The organism is Nonomuraea sp. NPDC049725, assembly GCF_040674795.1.
In the GTDB taxonomy this organism is placed as follows: Bacteria; Actinomycetota; Actinomycetes; order Streptosporangiales; family Streptosporangiaceae; genus Nonomuraea; species Nonomuraea ceibae.
Window position 1 is genome coordinate 481,461 of record NZ_JBFANJ010000003.1, and the last position, 22,528, is coordinate 503,988.

At 75.6% G+C, this 22,528-nt stretch carries 14 protein-coding genes; 9 read left to right on the forward strand and 5 right to left on the reverse strand.

The features are described 5' to 3' along the window. Positions 1 to 5 precede the first annotated feature (5 nt). The 7 genes from AB0J53_RS10270 to AB0J53_RS10300 are packed head-to-tail and all read left to right on the forward strand — an operon-like array spanning position 6 to position 6,598. A complete protein-coding gene (locus AB0J53_RS10270; protein ID WP_364170748.1) occupies positions 6 to 791 on the forward strand; it encodes an alpha/beta hydrolase in 786 nt (261 codons plus the stop codon). Further along, positions 788 to 1,324 (forward strand): hypothetical protein, encoded by a 537-nt coding sequence (locus AB0J53_RS10275; protein WP_364170750.1) that lies wholly within the window; start codon positions 788 to 790, stop codon positions 1,322 to 1,324. The genes AB0J53_RS10270 and AB0J53_RS10275 overlap by 4 nt, the downstream gene beginning before the upstream one ends. Further along, positions 1,315 to 2,331 (forward strand): right-handed parallel beta-helix repeat-containing protein, encoded by a 1,017-nt coding sequence (locus tag AB0J53_RS10280; RefSeq protein ID WP_364170752.1) that lies wholly within the window; start codon positions 1,315 to 1,317, stop codon positions 2,329 to 2,331. Before AB0J53_RS10275 ends, AB0J53_RS10280 begins: the two co-directional genes overlap by 10 nt. After that, complete coding sequence (locus AB0J53_RS10285) at positions 2,328 to 3,266, forward strand: ABC transporter ATP-binding protein (protein ID WP_357588059.1); 939 nt, start codon at positions 2,328 to 2,330, stop codon at positions 3,264 to 3,266. The genes AB0J53_RS10280 and AB0J53_RS10285 overlap by 4 nt, the downstream gene beginning before the upstream one ends. A 1-nt stretch (position 3,267) precedes the next feature. Continuing rightward, complete coding sequence (locus AB0J53_RS10290) at positions 3,268 to 4,446, forward strand: ABC transporter permease (RefSeq protein WP_357588057.1); 1,179 nt, start codon at positions 3,268 to 3,270, stop codon at positions 4,444 to 4,446. Beyond that, positions 4,443 to 5,600, forward strand: a complete 1,158-nt coding sequence (locus AB0J53_RS10295) for an ABC transporter permease (RefSeq protein ID WP_364170755.1) — start codon at positions 4,443 to 4,445, stop codon at positions 5,598 to 5,600. The genes AB0J53_RS10290 and AB0J53_RS10295 overlap by 4 nt, the downstream gene beginning before the upstream one ends. 17 nt (positions 5,601 to 5,617) lie before the next feature. Next, positions 5,618 to 6,598, forward strand: a complete 981-nt coding sequence (locus AB0J53_RS10300) for a hypothetical protein (RefSeq protein ID WP_219509635.1) — start codon at positions 5,618 to 5,620, stop codon at positions 6,596 to 6,598. Here the strand turns inward: AB0J53_RS10300 and AB0J53_RS10305 are convergent. The 3 genes from AB0J53_RS10305 to AB0J53_RS10315 are packed head-to-tail and all read right to left on the reverse strand — an operon-like array spanning position 6,585 to position 10,297. After that, complete coding sequence (locus AB0J53_RS10305; RefSeq protein ID WP_364170757.1) at positions 6,585 to 7,763, reverse strand: cysteine desulfurase family protein; 1,179 nt, start codon at positions 7,761 to 7,763, stop codon at positions 6,585 to 6,587. The two genes, AB0J53_RS10300 and AB0J53_RS10305, sit on opposite strands and share 14 nt — an antisense overlap. Positions 7,764 to 7,767: 4 nt before the next feature. Beyond that, the gene (locus AB0J53_RS10310) at positions 7,768 to 8,658 is read right to left on the reverse strand and encodes an LPD16 domain-containing protein (RefSeq protein ID WP_364170758.1); all 891 of its coding nucleotides are present in this window, start codon (positions 8,656 to 8,658) and stop codon (positions 7,768 to 7,770) included. 4 nt (positions 8,659 to 8,662) lie between these two features. Beyond that, a complete protein-coding gene (locus AB0J53_RS10315; protein WP_364170759.1) occupies positions 8,663 to 10,297 on the reverse strand; it encodes a condensation domain-containing protein in 1,635 nt (544 codons plus the stop codon). Between the two features lie 176 nt (positions 10,298 to 10,473). Between AB0J53_RS10315 and AB0J53_RS10320 the strand changes: the two genes are divergently transcribed. Beyond that, positions 10,474 to 10,743, forward strand: coding sequence for a phosphopantetheine-binding protein (locus tag AB0J53_RS10320; protein ID WP_219509639.1), 270 nt, complete (start codon positions 10,474 to 10,476; stop codon positions 10,741 to 10,743). 20 nt (positions 10,744 to 10,763) lie between these two features. Here the strand turns inward: AB0J53_RS10320 and AB0J53_RS10325 are convergent, their stop codons facing one another. Next, on the reverse strand, positions 10,764 to 12,296 hold the full coding sequence (locus AB0J53_RS10325) for an AMP-binding protein (RefSeq protein WP_364170760.1): 1,533 nt from the start codon (positions 12,294 to 12,296) through the stop codon (positions 10,764 to 10,766). Between the two features lie 24 nt (positions 12,297 to 12,320). Further along, positions 12,321 to 13,685, reverse strand: a complete 1,365-nt coding sequence (locus AB0J53_RS10330) for a condensation domain-containing protein (RefSeq protein WP_364170761.1) — start codon at positions 13,683 to 13,685, stop codon at positions 12,321 to 12,323. Positions 13,686 to 13,949: 264 nt separating this feature from the next. On the opposite strand from AB0J53_RS10330, the gene AB0J53_RS10335 reads away from it, so the two are divergent. After that, the gene (locus AB0J53_RS10335) at positions 13,950 to 22,520 is read left to right on the forward strand and encodes a type I polyketide synthase (RefSeq protein ID WP_364170762.1); all 8,571 of its coding nucleotides are present in this window, start codon (positions 13,950 to 13,952) and stop codon (positions 22,518 to 22,520) included. Positions 22,521 to 22,528 lie beyond the last annotated feature (8 nt).

A 22,528-nucleotide genomic window follows, 5' to 3' on the forward strand; every position in this document is an offset into this window, starting at 1 on the left:
CCACGATGAGGGAATTCACCACCGAGCACCGGCTCGGCGACGCGGACACCGCCGTGGTGTTCATGTCCGCGCTGTTCGCCGGCGGCTGGATCTGGGACCACCCCTACCGCAGCCTGGAGCGGGCCGGCGTGCCGGTGCTGCGGACGAACGAGCCGATCTGCGGCCTGGACCGGCGGCTGGCCGGCTCCATCGAACGGCTCGGCGACGCGCTGCTCGACGCCTGCGACGCCGCCGGGGCGGACGGCCAGGTCGTCGTCTGCGCCAACTCCCTCGGCGGCCTGGTCGCGATCGACCTGGCGGGCCGCCGCCCCGACCGGGTGCGCGGCATCGTGGTGAGCGGCGCCCCCGGCCTGTCCGCCGACCCCGACGTCGGCCTGAGCTTCGACCGGCGCGGCAGCATCCGGCCGACCGGCGAGGACTTCGGCCGCCGCATGGTCGCCGCCCTGTTCCACGAGGGCTGCCACTTCTCCGCCGAGCGCATGGCGGAGGCGGGCGAGCTGCTGGCCCGCCCCGAGTCGATGGTGTCGATGGCGCGCAGCCTCAAGGCCACCCGCGCCTACCGGGTGCCGCCCGCGCTGGACAAGGTGACCTGCCCGGCCCTGTACGTGTGGGGGCGGCACGACAGGATGACGCCCGTGGCGCCGTGGGCGGAGGCGCTGGCCGGGCGCGACGGGCACGAGCTGCTGCTCGTCGAGGACAGCGGCCACATCCCGATGGTGGAGCGGGCCGAGGAGTACACGGCGGCCCTGACGTCCTTCGTCGCGGGGACCGGCGCGGGGGCGCTCGCGTGAGCGCGCCGGCCGTCCTGCTGGGCGTGGACATCGTGGAGGCCGACCGGCTGGCCGCGGCCGTCGGCCGGGGCGGGCACCTGCTGGCCCGGCACGTCGCCACCGCCGCCGAGCGGAGCCTGGGAGCCGGCCCGGTCGCCGTCTCGGTCAAGGAGAGCCTGATCAAGGCCGTCGGCGGCCGGCCGCCCGGCTTCACCTGGCACGACTTCGAGGCCGTGAAGGAGTCCCCGGCCGCGTGGGCGCGCCCGCTGCTGGACGAGGCGGCCTGCGAGCTGGCCGACTCCACCGGGCTGCCCCTGACGGGCGGGGCGGCGTACCGGGTGCGCGGCGCCAGCGCCCGCGCGGCCCTGCTCCGGCTGGCGGCTCCGGAGAACGCCCCCGAGAAGGCTCCGGCGACCGCCGCCGGGAGCAGCTCCCCCGGCGGCGCGCCCCGGTCGCGGACCGTGGCCGCCGCCGCCCGGTGGGGCGAGGGCGGCGGCGTGTTCGTGTCGCTGGCGATCGTCTACCTGGCCGAGAAGGGGAACGCATGTCCGTGACGAGAACGGTCCGCCCCGGCGAGCCGATCCAGCGCGCCCTCGACGAGGCGGGCCCCGGCGCCCGCGTCGTCCTGGAGGAGGGCACGTACCGGGAGAGCGTCTGGATCAGGCACCCCGGCGTGACGCTGACCGGAGCCGGGGCCGGGCGCACGGTGCTGGAGCCCGGCGGCGGCGGCCCGGCCGGCGCCCCCCGGCTGCACGACGCCGCCGAGGACGTGGTCAGCGGCGTCACCGTGTACGGCGAGTCCGCCGGCGGCGTGCGCGTCGAGGCGCTGAGCGTGCGCGGCTTCTCCGGCGCCGGCGTCTACGCCCACACGGTCGCCGGGGTGAGCGTGCGGGACGCCGAGCTGCGCGGCAACGCCGTCTGGGGCGTCTACCTGCGCGAGTCCACCGGCTGCCGGGTGGTGCGCTGCCACGCCTCCGGCAGCCAGTACGGCGGCGTCGCGCTCAGCTTCTGCCCCCGCTCCGACGCGGAGATCACCGGCAACGAGTGCACCGGCAACGCCTTCGGCGTCTTCGTCGACAACTCCTCGCAGGCGCGCGTGACGGGCAACTCCTGCCACGGCAACGCGATCGGCATCCTGCTGCTCAACCAGGTGTACGAGGGCGAGCCCGAAGGCGGCGTGCGCGACTGCCTCGTCTCCGGCAACGACCTGTACGGCAACGTGCTCGCCGCGGGCGCCGAGCCGGACGGGCTGGGCGCGGCCGGGCCGCCGATCTCCGGCGTCGGCCTCGCCCTGATCGGCGCGCACCGCGTCACCGTCGTCGACAACCGCATCCACGACAACCACCCCAGCGGCGAGTCGGTGATGGGCGCCGGGCTCGTCCTGGGCTCGTCCAAGGACTTCGGCGGCGACGACGTCGACGGCTGCCACCTGCTGTGGAACCGGGTCACCGGCAACAGCCCGCTGGACTACCAGCTCGGCGCCGACCCCGCCCGGCAGGTGTACGCGGGCAACACGGCGGGCAAGGGCGACCCGCAGGACGCGCCCGGGTGGCGGCGATGACTGCCGCACTCGCCTGCCGGGGCCTCGGCAAACGCTATGGCGACCTGGTCGCCGTGGACGACGTGGGCCTGTCCATCGCCCCCGGGCAGGCGTACGGGCTGCTCGGCCCGAACGGCGCCGGCAAGACCACCACGATCTCCATGCTCGTCGGCCTGCTCCGCCCCGACGCCGGCGAGGTGCTGGTCGGCGGCGTCGACCTGGCCCGCGAGCCGCTGCGCGCCAAGGCGCGGATCGGCTACGTCCCGCAGGAGATCGCCCTCTACCCGGAGCTGACCGGGCGGGAGAACCTGCGCTTCTTCGGCCGCCTGTTCGGCCTGCCCCGGCGTGGCCTGGCCGCCCGCGTCGACGAGGTGCTCGACCTGATCGGCCTGGCCGACCGGGCCGACGGCAAGCTCGGCGCCTACTCCGGCGGCATGAAGCGGCGCGTCAACATCGGCGCCGCCCTGCTGCACCGCCCCCAGGTGCTCATCCTGGACGAGCCGACCGTCGGCGTCGACCCGCAGAGCCGCAAGGCCATTCTCGACGGCCTCGAACGCCTCGTCGCCGACGGCATGGCGCTGCTGTACACCTCCCACTACATGGAGGAGGTCGAGCGCGTCTGCGACCGGGTGGCGATCATCGACCACGGCCGCATCGTCGCCGACGGCACCCGCCGCGAGCTGGTCTCCCTCGTCGGCGGCGCCGACACCGTGGAGCTGGTGCTGGACGGCGACGTCGCCGCCGCGTTCGGGAAGCTGCGCGCCGTCGAGGGCGTGAGCGAGGCCGCCAGGACCGGGGAGTCGTCCGTGCGGCTGCTCGCCGACGGCGGGCGCTACCTGCTGCCGTCGCTCATCACCGCCGTGGAGGGACATGCCACCGTGACCGCCGCCCAGGTCGTCGAGCCCGACCTGGAAGCCACGTTCCTGCACCTCACCGGCACCACCTTGCGGGACTGACATGGGGCGGGCCCTGCTCACGGTGAGCGCGCACGAGCTGCGCACCAGGCTGCGCGACGGCACCGCGATCGTCATCGCGCTGATCGTCCCCGTCACGCTGGCCACGCTGTTCGGGCTGGCGCTCGGCGGCGACGACCCGCCGCTGCGCGCCACCATCGGCCTGGTCGACCTGGACGGCGGCGAGTTCCCGGCGAGCGTGCGCCGCGAGGTGGCGGGCGCCGAGGAGCTGAAGGGCAGCGTGACGCTGCGCGACCTGCCGGACGGCGGGGAGGCGCGGCGGGCGCTCGACGCCGGCGAGATCGGCGCGGCCATCGTCTTCCCCGCCGGGTTCAGCGCCCGCGTCGGCGCGGGGGAGGGCGGCGACGTCACCGTCCTCACCTCGGCCGGATCGCCGCTGGCCGGCGTGGTCGCGGGCGCGGTCGTGGACCGCATCTCCGCCGTCGTGGACGCCAGGACCCTCGCCGTGCGGGCCGCGCTGCTCGCCGGGGTGCCCGGCGACGAGGTCAAGGAGCTGGTCGAGCGCAACGGCGCCGCCGGTCCCGCGCTCGCGCTCACCGGCGACCCGCTGGCCGGCGGCAAGGTGGACCTGGCCGTCTACTACGGCTCCGGCATGGCGGCGCTGTTCGCCTTCTTCGTCGTCGGCGCGTCCTTCCGCAGCCTGCTCACCGAGCGCAAGCTCGGCACCCTCGACCGGATGCGCGCCGGGCCGCTCGCCGCCTGGGTGCCGGTCGCCGGGAAGGCCGTCGTCGGGTTCGGGCTGGCGATGGTCAGCGTCTGCGCCACCTGGGCGTCCGGCACGCTCATCTTCGGCTCCTCCTGGGGCGACCCGCTCGCCGTGCTGACCGTGCTGACCGCGCACGTGCTCGCCGCCGCCGCGATCACCATGCTGGTCGCCGCCCGGGTCAGGACCGACGCCCAGGCCGACGGGGTGATCATGGTGATCTCGTTCGTGGCGGCGTTCCTCGGCGGCAGCCTCGTACCCCTGCACAGCCTGCCCGGCCCGCTGCAGACGGCGGCGCTGCTCACCCCCAACGGCTGGACCGCCACGGCGCTGGCCGAGCTCGCCGGGTCCGGCGCGGGCGTGGCCGCCGTCGCGGGCCCCGTCGCCGTCCTGCTGGCGATCGCGCTCGTCGCGGGCGGCCTGGCCGTCCTCGGCCTCAGGAAGGGGATGCTGCTGTGACGCCCCCGCAGGCACCGCACCGGCCCAGGCCGGTGGCCGCGCTCGTGGCCGCCAACCTGCGCAGGCACGCCCGCGACCGCACCGGCCTGTTCTTCATGGTGATCATGCCGTTCGTGTCGATCCTGTTCGTCGGCATGGCGTTCGGCGGCGGCGCCTCCGGCAAGCTGCCGGTCGGCGTCGTCGCCGAAGGCTCCGACCCCGTCACCGCCGCCCTGCTCGCCGAGCTGCGCGCGCACGCCGACCTCGACGTGCGCGCCATGACGGAGACGGACGACGTACGCTCGGCCGTGCGGTCGGGGGAGCTGGCCGCCGGTCTGATCATCGGGCCCGGCGCCGGCCGCCTCGACCTCGTCATGACCCAGGCCAACGGCAGCGGCCTGGCCGCCCGCGGCGCCGTCGACGGCGCCGTCGCCAAGGTCGCCGCCGTCCTGGAGGCCACCCGCGCCGTCAGGGCCGCGGGCGCCACCGCCGAGGAGGCCGCCGCCCACGTACGCCGGGCGCAGGCCGAGTCGGGGCGCGTCGGCGTGACCGGCACCGCAACCGGCAGCGGCGACCCGGGCGGCTTCGCCTACACCGCCCCGGCCAACCTGCTGCTGTTCACGTTCATCAACTCGATGGCCGTGGCCGCCGCGCTCGTGGAGAGCCGCCGGCTCGGCATGCTGCAGCGGGCGCTCACCGCGCCCGTGACCCGCCGGTCGGTGCTGCTCGGCGAGGCCGTCAGCCGCCTGATCGTCGCGCTCGCGCAGGCGGCGCTCATCGTCGTGGTCAGCGCGCTGCTGTTCGGCGTCTCGTGGGGCGACCCGGTCGGCGTGGCGGCGGTCGTGGGCGTGTTCGCGCTCGTCGCCACCGGCGCCGCGATCCTCACCGGCACCCTGCTCAGCTCGCCCGACCAGGCCCCCGCGATCGGTCCGCCGCTCGGCGTCGTCCTCGGGATGCTCGGCGGCTGCCTGTGGCCGCGCGAGTCCTCGCCGGACGTCCTCAACGCGATCGGCCATCTGTTCCCGCACGCCTGGGGCATGGACGCGCTGCTGCGGCTCGCCGAGCCCGGCACCGGCCTCGGCGCGGTGCTGCCGCAGCTCGGCGTGCTCGCCGGGATGGCGGCCCTCCTGCTGTCCGCCTCACTTGTCCTGTTCAGCCGCCGCACGCCGGCGTGAGAGAAGGAGTGACGACCATGTCCATGACAGCGCTGTTCACCGGCAGGTCCGCCTCCGACGGCGGGCACGAGACCGACGTCTACCACTACGCGGCCCGCAAGGGGGCCATCGAGGCCGTCGACGTGGCCGCCGCCGACCTGGGCATCGACGTCCACCTGGTCAGCCAGGCCGTCCAGCACCTGGTGGAGAACCGGCTGCTGCGCGCCGACGCCGCCACCATCGGCCGGTACGTGCCCGTCGACCCCGATCTCGCGGTCGCCTCGCTGGTCTCCTCCGTCGAGCGGGAGATCTACCGGCGGCGCGAGCTCATCGACCAGATCCGCGAGGGCGTCGGCTTCCTCGGCGGCGGCGACGCCGCCCGCAGCACCGTGGACTACCTCGTCGGCGACCTGGAGGTGCGCGGCTTCCTCAAGACGGCCGGAGACGCCTGCCGGGACGAGCTGCTCGTGCTCCAGGCCGGGATCGGCGAGGCGGGCGACCTGTCGCAGATGTACCTCGTGCTGGTCGCCAGGGGCGTGACGGTGCGCGTCATCTGCCAGCACCGCAGCCGCGCCGACGTGGCCACCCGGCTGGCGATGAAGCGGCTCACGGACGCCGGGGTCGAGGTCTACACCGTCAGCAACGTGCCCCGCTCGGCGATCGTCTTCGACCGCTCGCTCGTCGCCCTGTTCGGCGACGGCGACGGCGACGTGTCACTGGCCCGGGTGCGCAACCAGGGGATCGCCCGGTTCTTCCTCGACATGTTCAACCACCTGTGGGAGAGCGCGACCCCGCTGGAGGGCGTCGAGTTCGGCTACGGCACCGTCGCCGACGACCTCCAGCAGTCCATCGCCGCCCTCATGGCCAAGGGCTACACCGACGAGGTGGTGGCCAGGAAGCTCGGCATGTCGGTGCGCAGCTGCCGCCGCCACATCGCCACGCTCATGCGCGACCTGGACGCCACCAGCCGCTTCCAGGCAGGGGTGGAAGCGGCCAGGAAGTTCCTCAAGACGGGCTGAAGGGGGCCTGAGCGCCCGTGGCGACGACCACGCCGGCCAGGTCGCGGGCCCGCTCCACGACCAGGTCGAGCCCGAGCACCAGATCCTCGAACGGCATCCGGGCGTCCAGGCAGATCCGGACCGTGCTGTTGGCGTCCTCCGCGTCCAGGCCGATCGCCGTCAGCACGTGCGACGGCTCCTGCGACCCTGAGTTGCACGCCGACCCGGTGGCCAGCGCCACCGACGACAGGCTCGACACCAGGCTCTCCCCGCGCACGCCGGGCAGCACCACGCTGAGCACGTGCGGCACGCCGTGGCGCGGGTCGCCGTTGACCCGCACGCCCGGCAGCCCCGCCCGCAGCATGTCCAGCGCGGTCGCGCGCAGCTCGGCGGCCCGCGCCCGCTCGGCCTCCAGCCGGGCCAGCGCCAGCTCGCACGCCTTGCCCAGCCCCACCACCAGATGCGCCGGGATCGTCCCGCTGCGCAGCTCGTACTGGCCGCCGCCGAACATCACCGGCCGCAGCCGGTGCCGGATCTCCGGCCGCACGTACAGCGCGCCGACGCCCTTCGGGCCGCGGATCTTGTGCCCGGAGATCGACAGCGTGTCGGCCGCCGCCTCCCGCACCCGCATCGGGATCCGCCCGGCCGCCTGCGCCGCGTCCACGTGCAGCAGCGCGCCCGCCTCGTGGCAGAGCGCGGCCAGCTCCGCCACCGGCTGCACGGTGCCGATCTCGCTGTTGACCCACGCGGCGGTCGCCACCCGCGAGTGCAGGTCGAGCCGCCCGGCCAGGTGCTCCAGGTCGATGCGGCCGTCCGGGCCGACCCGCATCGCCCGCACGTCCACGCCGCGCCCGGCCAGCGCCCGGCCGATCGCCAGCGACGACTTGTGGTCCGTCGGGCAGAACAGCCCGTTGACGGGCGCCCGGTCGTCGTGGCCGAACACGCCGAGCAGCGCCAGGTTGTTGCTCTCGGTCGCGCCCGAGGTGAACACCACGTCGCCAGGGTCGGCGCCCAGGAGCGCCGCCACCGACGCGGCCGCCTCGTCCACCGCCCGCCTGGCCCGCTTGCCGAGCACGTGCGGGGACGACGGGTTGCCGTACTCCTCGCGCAGGAACGGCAGCATCGCGTCCAGGACCTCGTCGTCCACCCGCGTCGTCGCGCAGCCGTCCAGATAGATGACCTTCATGGCGTCAGCTCCCGAACGTGCTGACGGTGACGAGCTTGCCGTAGATCTCCTCGGCGGACATCTCGCCGCTGCCGCCAGGATCGGCGATCACCACCCGCATGCCCGGCAGCTCGTACAGGTTGAGCGCGATGTCCACGCCCGTCTGCACGGGCATCAGGCACTCGCCCGGCGCGAAGATCAGGATGGCCCGGTAGCCCGCCCGGTACACCTCGGAGACCATCTCGGTGATCTCGCCGGCGCAGCCGGTGATGCCGCAGCTGATGAGCGTGCGGTAGTTGCCGTCGGCGTCGAGGAAGGCCACCTCGCTGTCGCCGTTCCCCGAGTCGAGGTAGCGCTTCTCCAGCCGGCCCTGCTTGACCAGCCGGTCGGCGGCCTTCTGGAAGCGGTACTTCAGCCACGTCTCCGGGAACGCCAGCGGGTGCTTCCTGCTGGGCAGCACGTCCTCGGCCGACAGCCCGGCCTCGCGCAGGATCTTCTCGTACGAGCCGGGCAGCTCGGCGAAGCCGGCGAAGAACTCCGCGCGCAGCTCGGAGGCCGGGCGGCCCGCCGACGGCACGTACTGCCAGTCGTTGACGAGCAGCAGCAGCCGGGTGTCGACGCCGGCGGCGGCGTAGTCGCGCAGCAGCCCGGCCGACAGCTCCCAGGTGTAGCCGGGGAAGATGCCGACGCGGCCGGCGATCCGGCGGCGCATCGTCTCGTCCGCCTGCTCCTCGATGACGCCCGGGACGAGCCGCCCCGACGCCGCGTCCTCGAACAGCATGAAGTGGCCGCCCATGACGACCAGGTTGGCGAGGTCCTCGCCGGGCAGTTCGCGTGCTATCGCGTCGCGGAGCTCCCGCTCCGAGGCGACCAGGCGCTGTGACCTGGTCACCTGGCCGGTGGATGCGTGGTTCATGGTCTCACTCCGAGTGTGCCTGGTTCTGGTGAAGGCGCCCCTGGGCCAGCCGGGAGGCCAGCGCGCCCAGCGGTGCGGGCCCGGCGAGCTGGTTGAGGGTCAGACCCTCCCAGCCGCGCCGCGCGAGCTCGGCCAGCACCTGCGGGATGCGCAGGGCCTGGCCTCCGGCGAGGGTGTAGCTGTCGGAGAGATCGAGGGGGCCGAGGCCGTGCGCCTCCCGCACGGCGTCGGCCAGGGCGCGGGCGGCGGGGCCGGCGTGACCGTCCCACGTCTCCAGCGGGACGGGGTCAGACGGCGCGCCCGCCGGGGCGAACCCGGCGATCCGGGCCGCCTCGCCGAGCGTCGGACCGGGCGCGCCCTCTTGCGACGCGCGGGCGTCGCAGGCGAGGACCAGCGCCTCCATGCCGCGCAGGAACCGCTCGACGGCGCCGGCGTCCATGACGGACGAGGCGGCGTGCAGCGACAGCGCGACCGCGTCGCGCCACTCGTCCACCCGCAGGTACGTGTCGTCGCCGTGGTGCGCCCACGCCCACGGCACCGGGTTCCAGGTGAAGGCGGTGCGCCGGCCGCCGTACTCGCGGGTGCGCTGCTTGATGAAGTTGATCTCCGAGCCGAGCCGTACGGCGGCGCCGCGCCGCGACCCCTCCCGCGACACCATCTCCACGACCTTGTCGTAGGGCACGTACGCGTGCTCCCCGGCCCGCCCGTACGCGGCGGCCACCCGGCGCAGCAGCTCGCCGAACGAGGGGTCGCCCGCGCAGCTCACCCGCACCAGCATCGGTGAGAACATGCACGTCAGCACGTCGGGGCACGGGTGCGACTCACGGTTGCTGACGAACGCCAGGTGCGCCACGTCGGCGCGCCCGGTGTAGAGGGCCGCCATCGCCGTGTAGGCGGCCACGTGCACCAGCGACGGCCACACGCCGTGCCGGGCGGCGATCCGCCGCGACGCCGCCAGCATCGGCGGCGAGATCAGCGTCGCGTGCCCGGCCGGAGGGCCGTCGGCCCGCTCGGTCCGGCGCGCCGCGAACGGGTCGGCCGGCAGCGCGCCGACCTCCTCCTGCCAGTACGCCATCGCGCGCGACGCCACGATGGCCGCGTCCGCCGACGCCTCGTGCCGGGCGAGGTCGGCGGGCTGGTGGCGGACCGGCGGCAGCGCGGCCGGGCGCCGGGCGACGACGCCCGCGCTCTGCGTGCGCAGCTCCCGCTTGATCTCCCCGAGCGTCCACATGTCGACCGCCAGGTGGTTGAACACCAGCACGCAGTGCCGCGGCGCCCCGCCGGAGGTGATCAGGCACGCCCGCACCGGCCACTCCCCGGCCAGGTCGAACGGCCGCGTGCTGAGCTCCTCGACCACCTCGGCGGGCGTGGCGCCGCCGTCGCGCTCGGCGGTCACCACCGTGACCGGCAGCGGCGCGGGCGGACACACCCGCTGCTCCGGCCCCGGGCCGAAGGTCGTGCGCAGGATCTCGTGCCGCCGCGTCAGGTACGTGAGCATCGCCCGGCAGGCCGCGACCGTCAGCCCCGCGGGCAGGTCGAACCGCAGCACCACGTGCGTCTCGTGCTGGTGGCCGGGCGGCAGCTGGTGGACCCGCAGCCACATGTAGCGCTGCCCCCAGCACAGGCTCGCGGATTTCATTTTCTCCCACCCCCGGCGGTCGGCGGACACATTCGAGAATCGGCTTTCGGGACAGCCGGCACAACCGCTGTTCAATGGCAGGTTCCGGCCGTGGGAAACGGCCAGGAGCGCCATTGTTGACCGATGATCCGCCGTTCGGCAGCCTGAATATTCACCACTGGATTGGGGGTAACGCGATGCTGGAAATTCCGGACCGGTTCCAGAGCATTCTGCGCGCGCATCTGCCGTACGCGGAGTCGGCCGGGCTCACCGCCCGCGACGAGCTGTCGGCGCTCGGTCTCGACTCGATGGGCGTGGTGCGGCTGATGGTCGACATCGAGAACGGCTACGCGGTCGAGCTGCCCGACGAGCTCCTGGACGAGTCCACGTTCGCGACCGTCGGCTCGCTGTGGCTGGCGCTGTCCACGCTGATGACGACCCGCCCGGACCGTCCCCGGCCCTTCTGAGCGGGGCCGTCCCGCAGCCGTCACCCGCGCAGGACCGCCGCCACGGCCCGGCGGTCCACCTTCCCGTTGGCGTTGAGCGGCAGCTCCGCCACCGGCGTGACCGAGCGTGGCACCATGTAGCCGGGCAGCACCTGCGTGACCCCCTTGACCAGCGCCACCGGGTCCAGCGCCGCCCCGTCGAGCCCGGTGCAGGCGGCGGCCAGCTCCGGCTCGCCGTCCGGGCCGGGCAGCGCCAGCACGACCGCCTCCTGCACGCCCGGCTGCCCGCGCAGCGCGCACTCCACCTCGCCCAGCTCCACCCGGTGGCCGGAGATCTTCACCTGCTGGTCCAGCCGGCCCAGGTGCACCAGCACCCCGTCACGCCAGGCCACCCGGTCCCCGGTGCGGTACCACAGCTCCGGCGCCGCCGTCGCGCCCGTCTCCGCGCCGGTCGCGACCCGCCCGTCGAACGCGGCGAACCGGCCCGCGTTCACCGCCGGATCGGTGTAGCCGGGGAAGCGCTGCACGCCGCGCAGGCACAGCTCGCCCTCCTCGGCCGGCCGCCCGTCGCCGTCGATCACCAGGTGCTCCACGCCCGGGTACGGCAGGCCGATCGGCACCGTCCCGTTGGCCGTCGCGGGCCAGCGCGCCGGGTCGGCGGGCAGGCGGTACTCGGTGCAGCTCAGCGTCAGCTCCGTCGGCCCGTACACGTTCTCCAGGACGCTGTCCGGCGCCGCCGCCCGCCACGCCTGCGCCTGCCGCAGCGTCAGCGGCTCCCCGCAGAACAGGCTCCACCGCAGCGACGGCATCGACCCCGGCGCCAGCCGGCGCAGCCGCATCGCCACCGATACCACCGACGGCACCGAGAACCAGTGGGTCAGCCGCTCCCGGGAGACGAACGCGACGGGCTTGAGCAGGTCGTAGCGGCCCGGCACGACCAGCGTCGCGCCGCTGCCCCAGGTGGCGAACAGGTCGAACACCGACAGGTCGAACGTCAGGTCGAAGGTCTGCGACACCCTGCACCCCGGCCCGAGCCCGTACCGGGGGATCACGTGCCGCAGGTAGGCGTCCACGCTGCGGTGACGGATCGGCACGCCCTTCGGCGTCCCCGTCGAGCCCGAGGTGAACAGCACGTAGGCGACGTCGTCGGCCTGCGCCCGGGCGGTCGGCGCGGGGCCGGACGGATGCGGCTGCCCGGCGCCGGCCCGCACCACCCGGACGCCGTCCGGCAGTCCGGGCGGCTCCAGGCCCGCGTCCGACAGCACCGCGCCGAGCCCGGCGGACGCGGCCACCAGCCGGTTGCGGGCGGGCGGCGCGGCCGGGCTCAGGGGTACGGCCGCCGCGCCGAGCCGCTGGATCGCCAGATACCCGGCGTAGGCCAGCGGGCCGCGGCCCGCGTGCAGCCCCACCCGCGACGGCGGCCCGTCGCAGGCGCCGGCGATCAGCGCCGCCAGCCGCCCGGACAGCTCCTCCAGCTCGGCGTACGTCCAGCGCTCGCCGCCGGCCTCCAGGGCGACCCGGTCGCCGTGACGCGCCGCCGACGCGGCGAACCACTGGTGGAGGGTGCGTGCCATGGCCTCTCCCTCGATGACGGCCCGCTACCGGGACGACCCGGCCGGGCCGGGCGGGCCGGGCGGGTTCGCCGGGAACAGCGCCGGGGGCAGCTCGGCCCCCGCGCTCCACAGGTCCTTCAGCGCCCGGTCCGGCTCCGTCAGCGCGAGCTGGATCCCCATCGGGATCGTCCGCATGAGGTCCGTCATCGCCTCGGCCGGCAGCACGTCGGGGTCGCCCAGCATGAGCACGCCGGTGCGCCCGCCCCGCACCTCCACCCGCACCCGGAACGCCTGCCCATACGGCTGGGCGACGGGCGTCCAGGCCAGCTCGGCCGGCGTCTGGTCGGCCGGGTCGCTCGGCCGCCGGTCCACCTGCACGTAGTTGAACCAGGCGCGGAAGAAGTGGTTGACCCAGCAGCCGTGCTCCGGCGCGGGCCCGGCCACCTCGGTGACGCGGTCGAAGTCGTAGCTGCCGTGCCGGTAGGCCCTGGCCCCCGCCCAGTGCAGCCGCTTGATGTGCTCGGCGAGCGTGGCTCGCCGGTCCACCTCGGTCACGACGGGGACGAGCTGGTTCATGGTGCCGATGAGGTGCTGGTCCTCCGGGGCGAACCGGTTGGACGACATCAAGCTCATCGTCACCCGGTCGGTGCCCAGGTGCCGGGCCAGCCCGGCGGCGACGAACGCCATCACCACCGCCGGCGCGGTCACGCCGTGCCTGCGCGCGGCCTCCGCCGCCAGGCCGCCCAGCCGCCGCGAGTGCAGCGTCAGCTCCAGCCGCTCGCGCTTGACCCGCGCGGGCAGCGTCGGCAGCTCGTCGGTCAGCCCCTCGGCCAGCACCGACCGCCAGTAGCGCTCGGCGCCCTCCTGACGGGGCCGCCAGGCGTCCGCGCGCTGCCGCCGCGCCACCTCGCGCGGCGGCGGGCCCGCGGGCGCCGGGCGGGCGCCCGACGTGAGCGCCTTGAACTCGTCCTGGAGGTGGTGGATCGACCACAGGTCCACGATCAGATGGGAGAACACCAGCGTCAGGTACACCGGGGCGCCGCGCGAGCACACCAGGCGGCCCCGCCAGTTGAGGTCGCCCGCCATCGCGAACGGCACCGCCACCAGCTCCGCCTTGGTCCGCTCGTGCTCGGCCGGGTCGGTCACCACCCGGTCCACCCGCTCGATGGGCAGCGCCACGCTCTCGTGCACGCGCTGCACCGGCGTGCCGCCGCCCGGGTCGTACGTGGTCCGCAGGGCCTCGTGCCGGGCGACGAGCCGCTCCAGCGCGGCGGTCACCTGCCCGATGGACAGGCCGCGCAGGTCCCAGGTGGCAGGCAGGTTCGCCTCGGCCAGCCAGTCCTCCGGATACCGCTCGATCTCCCGCCAGCTGAACAACTGGCCGTGACTGAGCGGAGACTCGACGGGCATGCGCCCTCCTCCCGCGGCTTCGTCCGTCCGTCATTCATCCCCGACCGCCGCCGCCCGGGTCAAGGGGCCGGACGGCCGGCGGCGATGGCAACAAATGGCGGCAACAAGGTGCCGCCTGCGACCTGTGCCCGCGGTCCGAACCGCCAATTAGGGTCTCACTCACTATGCAATGGCCGCGAACTCGTCCGGCTGTCGGTAAATGCTTCACAGCCGTTCGGATAAACGGCGTCAATTGGACGCCCGAGGCTTTGGGGTGGCGCATTGATGGGTGAGTCGGGACAGCGGAGCGAGCCGGACGCGATCGCCGTCATCGGCATGGCGTGCAGACTGCCGCGGGCAACGGATCCGGACAGTTTCTGGAGACTCCTGCGCGATGGCGAGGACGCGGTCACGGACGCGCCCGAAGGCCGATGGCCCGAGGCGGCCGAGTACCGGCGGGGCGGGTTCCTCGACGACGTCGACGGCTTCGACGCCGCCTTCTTCGGCATCTCGCCGAACGAGGCGGCCGCGATGGACCCGCACCAGCGGCTGGCGCTCGAACTCGGCTGGGAAGCCCTCGAGCACGCCCGCGTCGTGCCCGCCGCGCTGCGCGGCAGCGCCGCCGGCGTCTTCCTCGGCGCGATCTCCCAGGACTACGCCGCCCTGCGCGACCGGGCGCCCGGCCCCGGCCGCCACGCCTACACGGGCGTCAACCGGGCGCTGATCGCCAACCGGATCTCGTACGCGCTCGGCCTGCGCGGCCCCAGCCTCACCCTCGACACCGGCCAGTCGTCGTCGCTCGTCGCGGTCCAGATGGCAGCGGCCAGCCTGCGGCGCGGCGAGAGCGACGTGGCGCTCGCCGGCGGCGTCAACCTGAACCTGCTCGGCGAGACCACCGCCGCCATCGGCGCGTTCGGCGCGCTGTCCCCGGACGGCCGCTGCCACGTCTTCGACGAGCGGGCCAACGGGTACGTGCGCGGCGAGGGCGGCGCCGTCGTCGTGCTCAAGCGGCTCGCCGACGCGCTGGCCGACGGCGACCGGGTGCACGCGGTGATCCTCGGCGGGGCCGTCAACAACGACGGCGGCGGCGAAGGGCTGACCGTGCCCAGCGCGCAGGCCCAGGAGGAGGTCATCAGGCTCGCCTGCGCCGAGGCCGGGGTGACGCCCGGCGAGGTGCGTTACGTCGAGCTGCACGGCACCGGCACCAAGGCCGGCGACCCGGTGGAGGCCGCCGCACTCGGCGCCGCCTACGGGGCCGGACGGGCCGAGCCGCTGCTGGTCGGGTCCGTCAAGACGAACATCGGCCACCTGGAGGGCGCGGCGGGCATCGCCGGGCTGCTCAAGGTCGTGCTCGCCGTCAAGCACCGCGAGCTGCCCGCCAGCCTGCACTTCCGCACGCCGCCCGCCGACATCCCCCTGGACGCGCTGCGCCTGAGCGTCGTCGCCGAGACCCGCCCCTGGCCGGACGGCGGCCGCCTGCTCGCGGGCGTGAGCTCGTTCGGCATGGGCGGCACCAACTGCCACCTCATCCTCGCCGAACCCCCGCCGCTCGCCCCCGGCGCGGCGGCACCCGCCGAAGCCGAAAGCGATGCCGAAGCCGGGGCCGTTACGGGAGCGGGCGATCAGGCGCCGTGGGTGCTGTCCGGGCGAGCGGAGGGGGCCGTGCGTGAGCAGGCCGCCCGGCTGGCCGCGCTCGCCGCGGACCCCGCCGTCGCGCCGGTGGACGTGGCGCTCAGCCTCGCCGCCACCCGGACGCCGTTCGAGCGGCGCGCCGTCGTCCTCGCCACCGGCCGCGAAGCCCGGCGGGACGCGCTCGCCGCCCTGGCCGAGGGGCGTCCCCACGACTCCGTCGTCACCGGCGCCGCCGTGCCCGGCGGGTGCGCGTTCGTCTTCCCCGGCCAGGGCTCCCAGTGGCCCGGGATGGCGCGCGAGCTGATCGACGCCTCCCCGGTGTTCGCCGCCCGCCTCGCCGAGTGCGCCGACGCCCTCGCGCCCTTCGTCCCGTACGCGCTGATGGACGTCCTGCGCGAGCGCCCCGGCGCGCCCGGCCTGGACCGCGTCGACGTCGTGCAGCCCGCGCTGTGGGCGGTCATGGTCGCGCTGGCCGGGACGTGGCGTGCGCACGGCGTGCACCCCGCCGCCGTCGTCGGCCACTCGCAGGGCGAGATCGCCGCCGCCGCCGTCGCCGGGGCGCTCACGCTGGGCGACGCCGCCAGGGTCGTCGCCCTGCGCAGTCGCGCCATCGCCGGCATCACCGGCAAGGGCGGCATGATGTCGGTCGCCGCCCCGCTGGACGTGGTCGAGCCCGTGCTGCCCGACGGCGTGTCCGTCGCCGCCTACAACGGGCCGCGCTCGCTGGTCGTCTCCGGCCCCCGCGAGGCGCTGGCCGAGCTCGCCACCCGGCTGCCCGGACACCGCACCAAGATCATTCCGGTCGACTACGCCTCCCACTCGCCCGAGGTCGAGGCGGTGCGCGAGGACGTGCTGGCCGCGCTCGCCCCGATCCGGCCGGTGAGCGTGGAGACGACGTTCGTCTCGACGCTCACGGGCGAGCCGATGGACACCGCCGGGCTCGACGCCGCCTACTGGTACCGCAGCCTGCGCCGCCCCGTCCGCTTCGGCCAGGCGGTGCGCGCCGTCCTGGAGGAGTGCGCGCTGTTCGTCGAGTGCAGCCCGCACCCGGTGCTGGTCACCGGCGTGGAGGAGACGGCCGAGGACGCGGGCCGCGACGTCGCCGTGACCGGCACCCTGCGCCGCGGCGAGGGCGGCGCCGAACGGCTGACCCGGTCGCTGGCCCAGGCGTACGCGCAGGGCGCACCGGTGGACTGGGCCCGCCTCTGCCCCGGCGGACGCCCGATCGACCTGCCCACGTACCCGTTCCAGCACCTGGCCCACGGCGCCTCCGCCACGCCCCGCCGCACCGCGCCGGCGACGCCGGTCCCGCTGGACGCGGAGCCGCAGGAGGCGGCGCCGCGCGGCGGGACGTCGCGCGGCGAGGTGCGCGAGCTGGTGCTGGACACGACGGCGCGGCTGCTCGGCTACGGCGAGGCGGCGGCGGTCGAGCCCGGCCGCACGTTCAAGGACCTCGGCATGGAGTCCGCCACCGCCGTCGAGCTGCGCGACAAGCTGCGCTCGGCCACCGGGCTGCGGCTGCCCGCCGGGCTGCTGTACGACCACCCCACGCCCGACCGGCTGACCGCCTTCCTGCACGGGCTGCTCACCGGAACGGAGCCGGAGCCCGCCACCGCCGCCGTCGCCTCAGCGCGGGCCGACGACGACCCGATCGCGATCGTCGGCATGGGCTGCCGCTACCCCGGCGAGGTCGCCTCGCCCGAGGACCTGTGGCGGCTCGTCAGCACCGGCTCCGACGCCATCACCGAGTTCCCCGCCAACCGGGGCTGGGACTTCGGCACCCTGTTCGGCTCGGGCGGCTCCGGCACCAGCGACACCAGGCACGGCGGGTTCCTGCACGACGCCGACCGGTTCGACGCCGCCTTCTTCGGCATCAGCCCGCGCGAGGCCACCGCCATGGACCCGCAGCAGCGCCTCCTCCTGGAGATCTGCTGGGAGGCCGTCGAACGCGCCGGCATCGACCCGGCGGCGCTGCGCGGCTCCCAGACCGGCGTGTACGTCGGCGCGATGGCCCCCGACTACGGGCCCCGCCTGCACCAGCCGGACGGCGCCTCCGACGGCCACCTGCTCACCGGCACCGCGCTCAGCGTCGTCTCCGGCCGCATCGCCTACATGCTCGGCCTGCGCGGCCCCGCGATCACCACCGACACGGCCTGCTCCTCCTCGCTCGTCTCGATCATCCTGGCGATGCGGGCGCTGCGGCGCGGCGAATGCGCGCTGGCGCTGGCGGGCGGCGTGACCGTGATGTCGACGCCCGGCATGTTCGTCGAGTTCAGCAGGCAGGGCGGGCTGGCCCGCGACGGGCGGTGCAAGGCGTTCTCCGCACAGGCCGACGGCACCGGCTGGGCCGAGGGCGCCGGAATGCTCGTGCTCGAACGCCTCTCCGACGCCCGCCGCCACGGCCACCGCGTCCTCGGCGTGCTGCGCGGCGGCGCCGTCAACCAGGACGGCGCCAGCAACGGGCTCACCGCCCCCAGCGGGCAGGCCCAGCGCGAGGTCATCAGGCAGGCGCTCGCCGACGCCCGGCTCACCGCCGCCGACGTCGACGCCGTCGAGGCGCACGGCACCGGCACCCGGCTCGGCGACCCCATCGAGGCCGACTCGGTCATCGCCGTCTACGGCGAGGGCCGCGACCCCGGCCGGCCGGTCTGGCTCGGGTCGCTCAAGTCCAACATCGGCCACACCCAGGCCGCCGCCGGCGTCGCCGGGGTGATCAAGATGGTGAAGGCGCTGGAGCACCGGACCCTGCCGCCCACCCTGCACGCCGCCGACCCGACGCCGCACGTCGACTGGGCCTCGGCCGGGGTCAGCCTGCTCACCGAGCCGGTCCGGCTCACGGGGGACCGGCCGCCCCGGGCCGGGGTCTCCAGCTTCGGCATCAGCGGCACGAACGCGCACGTCATCGTGGAGGCCGCCCCGCCGCCCGCCGAGCTCCCGTACGAGGAGCCGGTGGCCGGCACGGACGCCGGGCCGATCGTCTGGGTCGTGTCGGCCCGCACCGAGGCCGCCCTGCGCACCCAGGCCGCCCGCCTCCACACCCACGCCGAAACCCTCATCACCCAGACCCCCACCCCCGAACCCACCGCCGGGTTGGCCACCCCTCTGGCGGAGGCCGCCGCCCCCGCAGAGGCCGCCACCTCCGCGGACGCCGACGTCCCCGCTGGTGAGTCCGCCGACGCGGTCGCGGGTGGTGTGATCGGGGTGCTGGTGGATGCGGGGCGGACGCTGGCGCGGCGGGCGGTGTTCGCGCACCGGGCCGTGGTGGTGGCCGCGGACCCGGGCGAGCTGCTGGCCGGGCTCGCCGCCCTGGCCGCCGGGACGCCGCACGCCGCCGTCACCAGCGGCGTCGCCCCCGCCGAGGTCAAGCCGGTGTTCGTCTTCCCCGGCCAGGGCTCCCAGTGGGCCGGCATGGCCGTCGACCTGCTGGACGGCAGCCCCGCCTTCCGCGAGCAGGCCGCCCGCTGCGACCGCGCCCTGTTCCCGTACACCGGCTGGTCAGTCATCGACGTGCTGCGCGGACGCCCCGGCGCGCCTCCGATGGAGGGCTCCGACGTCATCCAGCCGGTGCTGTTCACGGTCATGGTCGCGCTGGCCGGGCTGTGGCGCACGCTCGGCGTCCACCCCGCCGCCGTCGTCGGCCACTCGCAGGGCGAGATCGCCGCCGCGTGCGCCGCCGGGGCGCTCTCCCTGGAGGACGCCGCCCGCGTGGTCGTGCTGCGCAGCCGGGCGCTGACGAGGCTCGGCGACAAGGGCGGCATGCTCGCCGTGTCGCTGCCCGCCGCCCGCGTCGGCGAGCTGCTGGAGCCGTTCGCCGGACGGCTGTGGCCGGCCGTGTTCAGCGGCCCGTCCAGCACGGTCGTGGCGGGCGACGCCGACGCGCTCGACGAGTTCGCCGCCGCCTGCGGCGACGCGGTGCAGACCCGCCGCGTCGCCATCGGCTACGCCGCCCACACCCCGCACATCGACGAGCTGCGGGAGGAGATCCTGCGCGTCCTCGACGGGGTACGGCCCCGCGACACCGAGGTGGCGTTCTGCTCCTCGTACGCGGGCGAGTTCATCGACCCTGGCCTGCTCACGGCCGAGTACTGGTTCACCGGGCTGCGCAACCCGGTCCGGTTCCAGCAGGCGATCGAGGCGGTCGCGGCGGCGGGGACGCCGGTGTTCGTCGAGGCCAGCCCGCACCCGGTGCTGACCGGCCACGTCCAGGACACGCTCGCGGCGGCCGGCGCGCCCGGCGGCGCCACGGGCACGCTGCGGCGCGGCGACGGCGGCGCGCCGAGGTTGTTCAAGGCGCTCGGCCAGGCGTGGGTGCTCGGCGCGGGCGTCGACTGGGCCGCCGCGCTCGGCACGGCCCGCCGCCACCACGAGGCCCTGCCCGGCTACCCGTTCGAGCGGGCCCGGCACTGGCTCACCGCCCCCTCGGGCGGCTCGGGGGAGCTGTTCGGCCTCGGCGCGCCGGGCTCCGGGCACCCGCTGCTGGGCGCCGTGCTCCCGGTGGCCGCCGACGACGGGTTCCTGCTGGCCGGGCGGCTGTCCGTGCCGGCCGTGCCGTGGCTGGCCGACCACGCGATCGACGGCGGCGTCCTGCTGCCCGGCACCGCCTTCGTCGAGCTGGCGCTGCAGGCCGCGGCCGCCGCCGGCTGCGACGCCGTCGAGGACCTGACCCTGGAGGCGCCGCTGCCGCTCCCGCCGGAGGGCGCGGCGCACGTGCAGGTCAGCGTGTCGGGGCCGGACGAGCAGGGCCGCCGCGCCCTGACCGTGCACGCCCGCCCGGCGGGCGACGCCGACGCCCCCTGGACGCGCCACGCCACCGGCCTGCTCGGCCCCGGCGCCGGGGACGCCCCCGAGTGGCTGCCCGGCTGGCCGCCCGAGGCGAGCCCGATCGGCCTGGACGGCCTCTACGAGCTGCTCGCCGAGCGCGGTTACGCGTACGGTCCCGCGTTCCAGGGGCTGCGGGCCGCCTGGCGCGACGGCGGCGACGCGTACGTGGAGGTGGCGCTGCCCGAGCAGGCGCGCGCCGACGCCGGCCGGTTCGTGCTGCACCCGGCGCTGCTGGACGCGGTGCTGCACCTGGTGGTGCTGGAGTCGGCCGACGACCCGTCGGCGCTGCTGCTGCCGTTCTCCTGGAGCGGCGTGCGCGTCACCGCGCTGGGTGCCGAGACGGTGCGCGCCCGGATCACCGACCTGGGCGACGACCGGATCGCGCTGGCGCTGTTCGACGGGACGGGCGCCCGGATCGCCGCCGCCGAGCTGGCCCTGCGCCGGCTGCCGCGCGGCGCGGCCCGGCCCGCCGCCGGGGCCGCCGGGCACACGCTGGACTGGACGCCGCTGCCCGAGCCGTCCGCGGCCGGGGCCGGCGGCTGGGCGCTCGTCGGGTATGACGAGGCCGCCGACGAGCTGGCGGCCGAGCTGGAGCGGGCGGGGATCGCCGCGCCGCGCCACTACGACCTCGCCTCGCTGGCCGGCATGAACGCGGGCGGCGTGCCCGCCACCGTGCTGGCACCCGTCCACGTGGACGGCGACGACCTGCCGTACTCGGCGCACGACGCGCTGCGCGAGGTCCTCGACCTGGCGCAGGGGTGGCTGGCCGACGAGCGGTTCGCCGGGTCGCGGCTGGTGTTCGCCACCCGGCCGGGCGGGCCGGGGACCGCCGCCGTCTGGGGCCTGCTGCGGTCGGCCCAGTCCGAGCACCCCGGCCGCTTCGCCCTGGCCGAGATCGCGCCCGGCTTCACCGCCTGGGAACGCCTCGCCGCCGCCGTCGCCTCCGGCGAGACCCAGCTGGCCACGGCCGACGAGCAGTTGCTGGCGCCGCGCCTGACCCGGCAGGAGCTCACTCCGGGGACATTGCCCGAAATTTCGGGACCTGTGCTGGTGACTGGTGGCACGGGTGGTCTGGGCGCGCTGGTGGCCCGCCGTCTCGTGACAGGCCACGGGGTACGGGATCTGCTGCTGGTGTCGCGGCGTGGTGAGGCCGCTCCGGGTGCCGGTGAGCTGGTGGCGGAGCTGGAGGAGCTGGGCGCCCGGGTCACGGTCGCGGCCTGCGACGTGTCGGACCGCGACGCGCTGGCCGCCCTGCTCGCGGACGTGCCCCTGGCCGGGATCGTCCACACGGCGGCCGTGCTCGACGACACCGTCCTGGAAGGGCTGTCCGGGGCCCGGCTCGACGCGGTGCTGGCGCCCAAGGCCGATGCGGCCTGGTACCTGCACGAGCTGACCCAGGACCGGGATCTGGCGTTCTTCGTGCTGTTCTCGTCGCTGGCCGGGGTGCTGGGGAACGCCGGTCAGGGCAACTACGCGGCGGCGAACGCGTTCCTCGACGCGCTGGCCGCCCACCGGCGGGAGCTGGGCCTGGCGGCGGTGTCGATCGCCTGGGGCCTCTGGGACACCGCAGCGGGCATGTCGGGCGGTCTGTCGCAGGCGGACGTGGCCAGGCTGGCCCGCGCGGGCATCGCCCCGCTCACCGTGGACCAGGGCCTCGACCTGTTCGACACGGCCCTGACCAGCTCAGAGCCGCTGATCGTGGCCGCCCGCTGGGACACCGCCGGGCTGCGCGCCCGAGCGGAGGCGGGCGACCTGCCGCCCATGCTCCGCGGCCTCGTCCGCACCCCTCGGCGCGCGACGGCGGCGGCGAGCACGGCGGCCGTCGCCGGCCCCGGCGGGCTGACCGAGCGGCTGGCCGGGATGGCCGAGGCCGACGGCCGCGCCCACCTGGTCGAGCTGGTCCGCTCGCACGTCGCCGCCGTCCTGGCGCACGGCAGCCCCGAGGACGTGGACGTCGACCGGGCCTTCAACGAGCTGGGCTTCGACTCGCTCACCGCCGTCGAACTGCGTAACCGGCTCAACGCCGACGCCGGGCTCCGGCTGCCCGCCACGCTGGTCTTCGACCACCCGACCGTCACCGCGCTGGCCGCCTACCTGTTCGGCGCGCTGGCGCCCGAGGCGCCGTCGGCCGAGGACACGCTGCGGGCCGCCGTGGACCAGGCCGAGTCGATGCTGCGGACGGCCAACGGCGAGGCGGACGCCATGCGCGGCCAGCTCGTCGCCATCCTGCAGAGCGCTCTCACGAGGATCGGGGCCACCAGCGCCGTCCCCTCCGCCGACCTCGCCGGCAGCGGCGGCGCGGCGGAGATCGGCTCCGCATCGGACGAGGAGATCTTCGCCCTGATCGACAACCGGGCGATGACGTCCCCCCTGTCTATGGAAAGGCCAGAACGTGGCGAATGACGAGAAAC

Coding starts and splice junctions, on each gene's coding strand:
- AB0J53_RS10315 (WP_364170759.1), bottom strand. CDS start 10,297: ATGAAATCCGCGAGCCTGTGCTGGGGGCAGCGCTACATGTGGCTGCGG.
- AB0J53_RS10280 (WP_364170752.1), top strand. CDS start 1,315: ATGTCCGTGACGAGAACGGTCCGCCCCGGCGAGCCGATCCAGCGCGCC.
- AB0J53_RS10285 (WP_357588059.1), top strand. CDS start 2,328: ATGACTGCCGCACTCGCCTGCCGGGGCCTCGGCAAACGCTATGGCGAC.
- AB0J53_RS10290 (WP_357588057.1), top strand. CDS start 3,268: ATGGGGCGGGCCCTGCTCACGGTGAGCGCGCACGAGCTGCGCACCAGG.
- AB0J53_RS10320 (WP_219509639.1), top strand. CDS start 10,474: ATGCTGGAAATTCCGGACCGGTTCCAGAGCATTCTGCGCGCGCATCTG.
- AB0J53_RS10300 (WP_219509635.1), top strand. CDS start 5,618: ATGTCCATGACAGCGCTGTTCACCGGCAGGTCCGCCTCCGACGGCGGG.
- AB0J53_RS10305 (WP_364170757.1), bottom strand. CDS start 7,763: ATGAAGGTCATCTATCTGGACGGCTGCGCGACGACGCGGGTGGACGAC.
- AB0J53_RS10310 (WP_364170758.1), bottom strand. CDS start 8,658: ATGAACCACGCATCCACCGGCCAGGTGACCAGGTCACAGCGCCTGGTC.
- AB0J53_RS10270 (WP_364170748.1), top strand. CDS start 6: ATGAGGGAATTCACCACCGAGCACCGGCTCGGCGACGCGGACACCGCC.
- AB0J53_RS10335 (WP_364170762.1), top strand. CDS start 13,950: ATGGGTGAGTCGGGACAGCGGAGCGAGCCGGACGCGATCGCCGTCATC.
- AB0J53_RS10330 (WP_364170761.1), bottom strand. CDS start 13,685: ATGCCCGTCGAGTCTCCGCTCAGTCACGGCCAGTTGTTCAGCTGGCGG.
- AB0J53_RS10325 (WP_364170760.1), bottom strand. CDS start 12,296: ATGGCACGCACCCTCCACCAGTGGTTCGCCGCGTCGGCGGCGCGTCAC.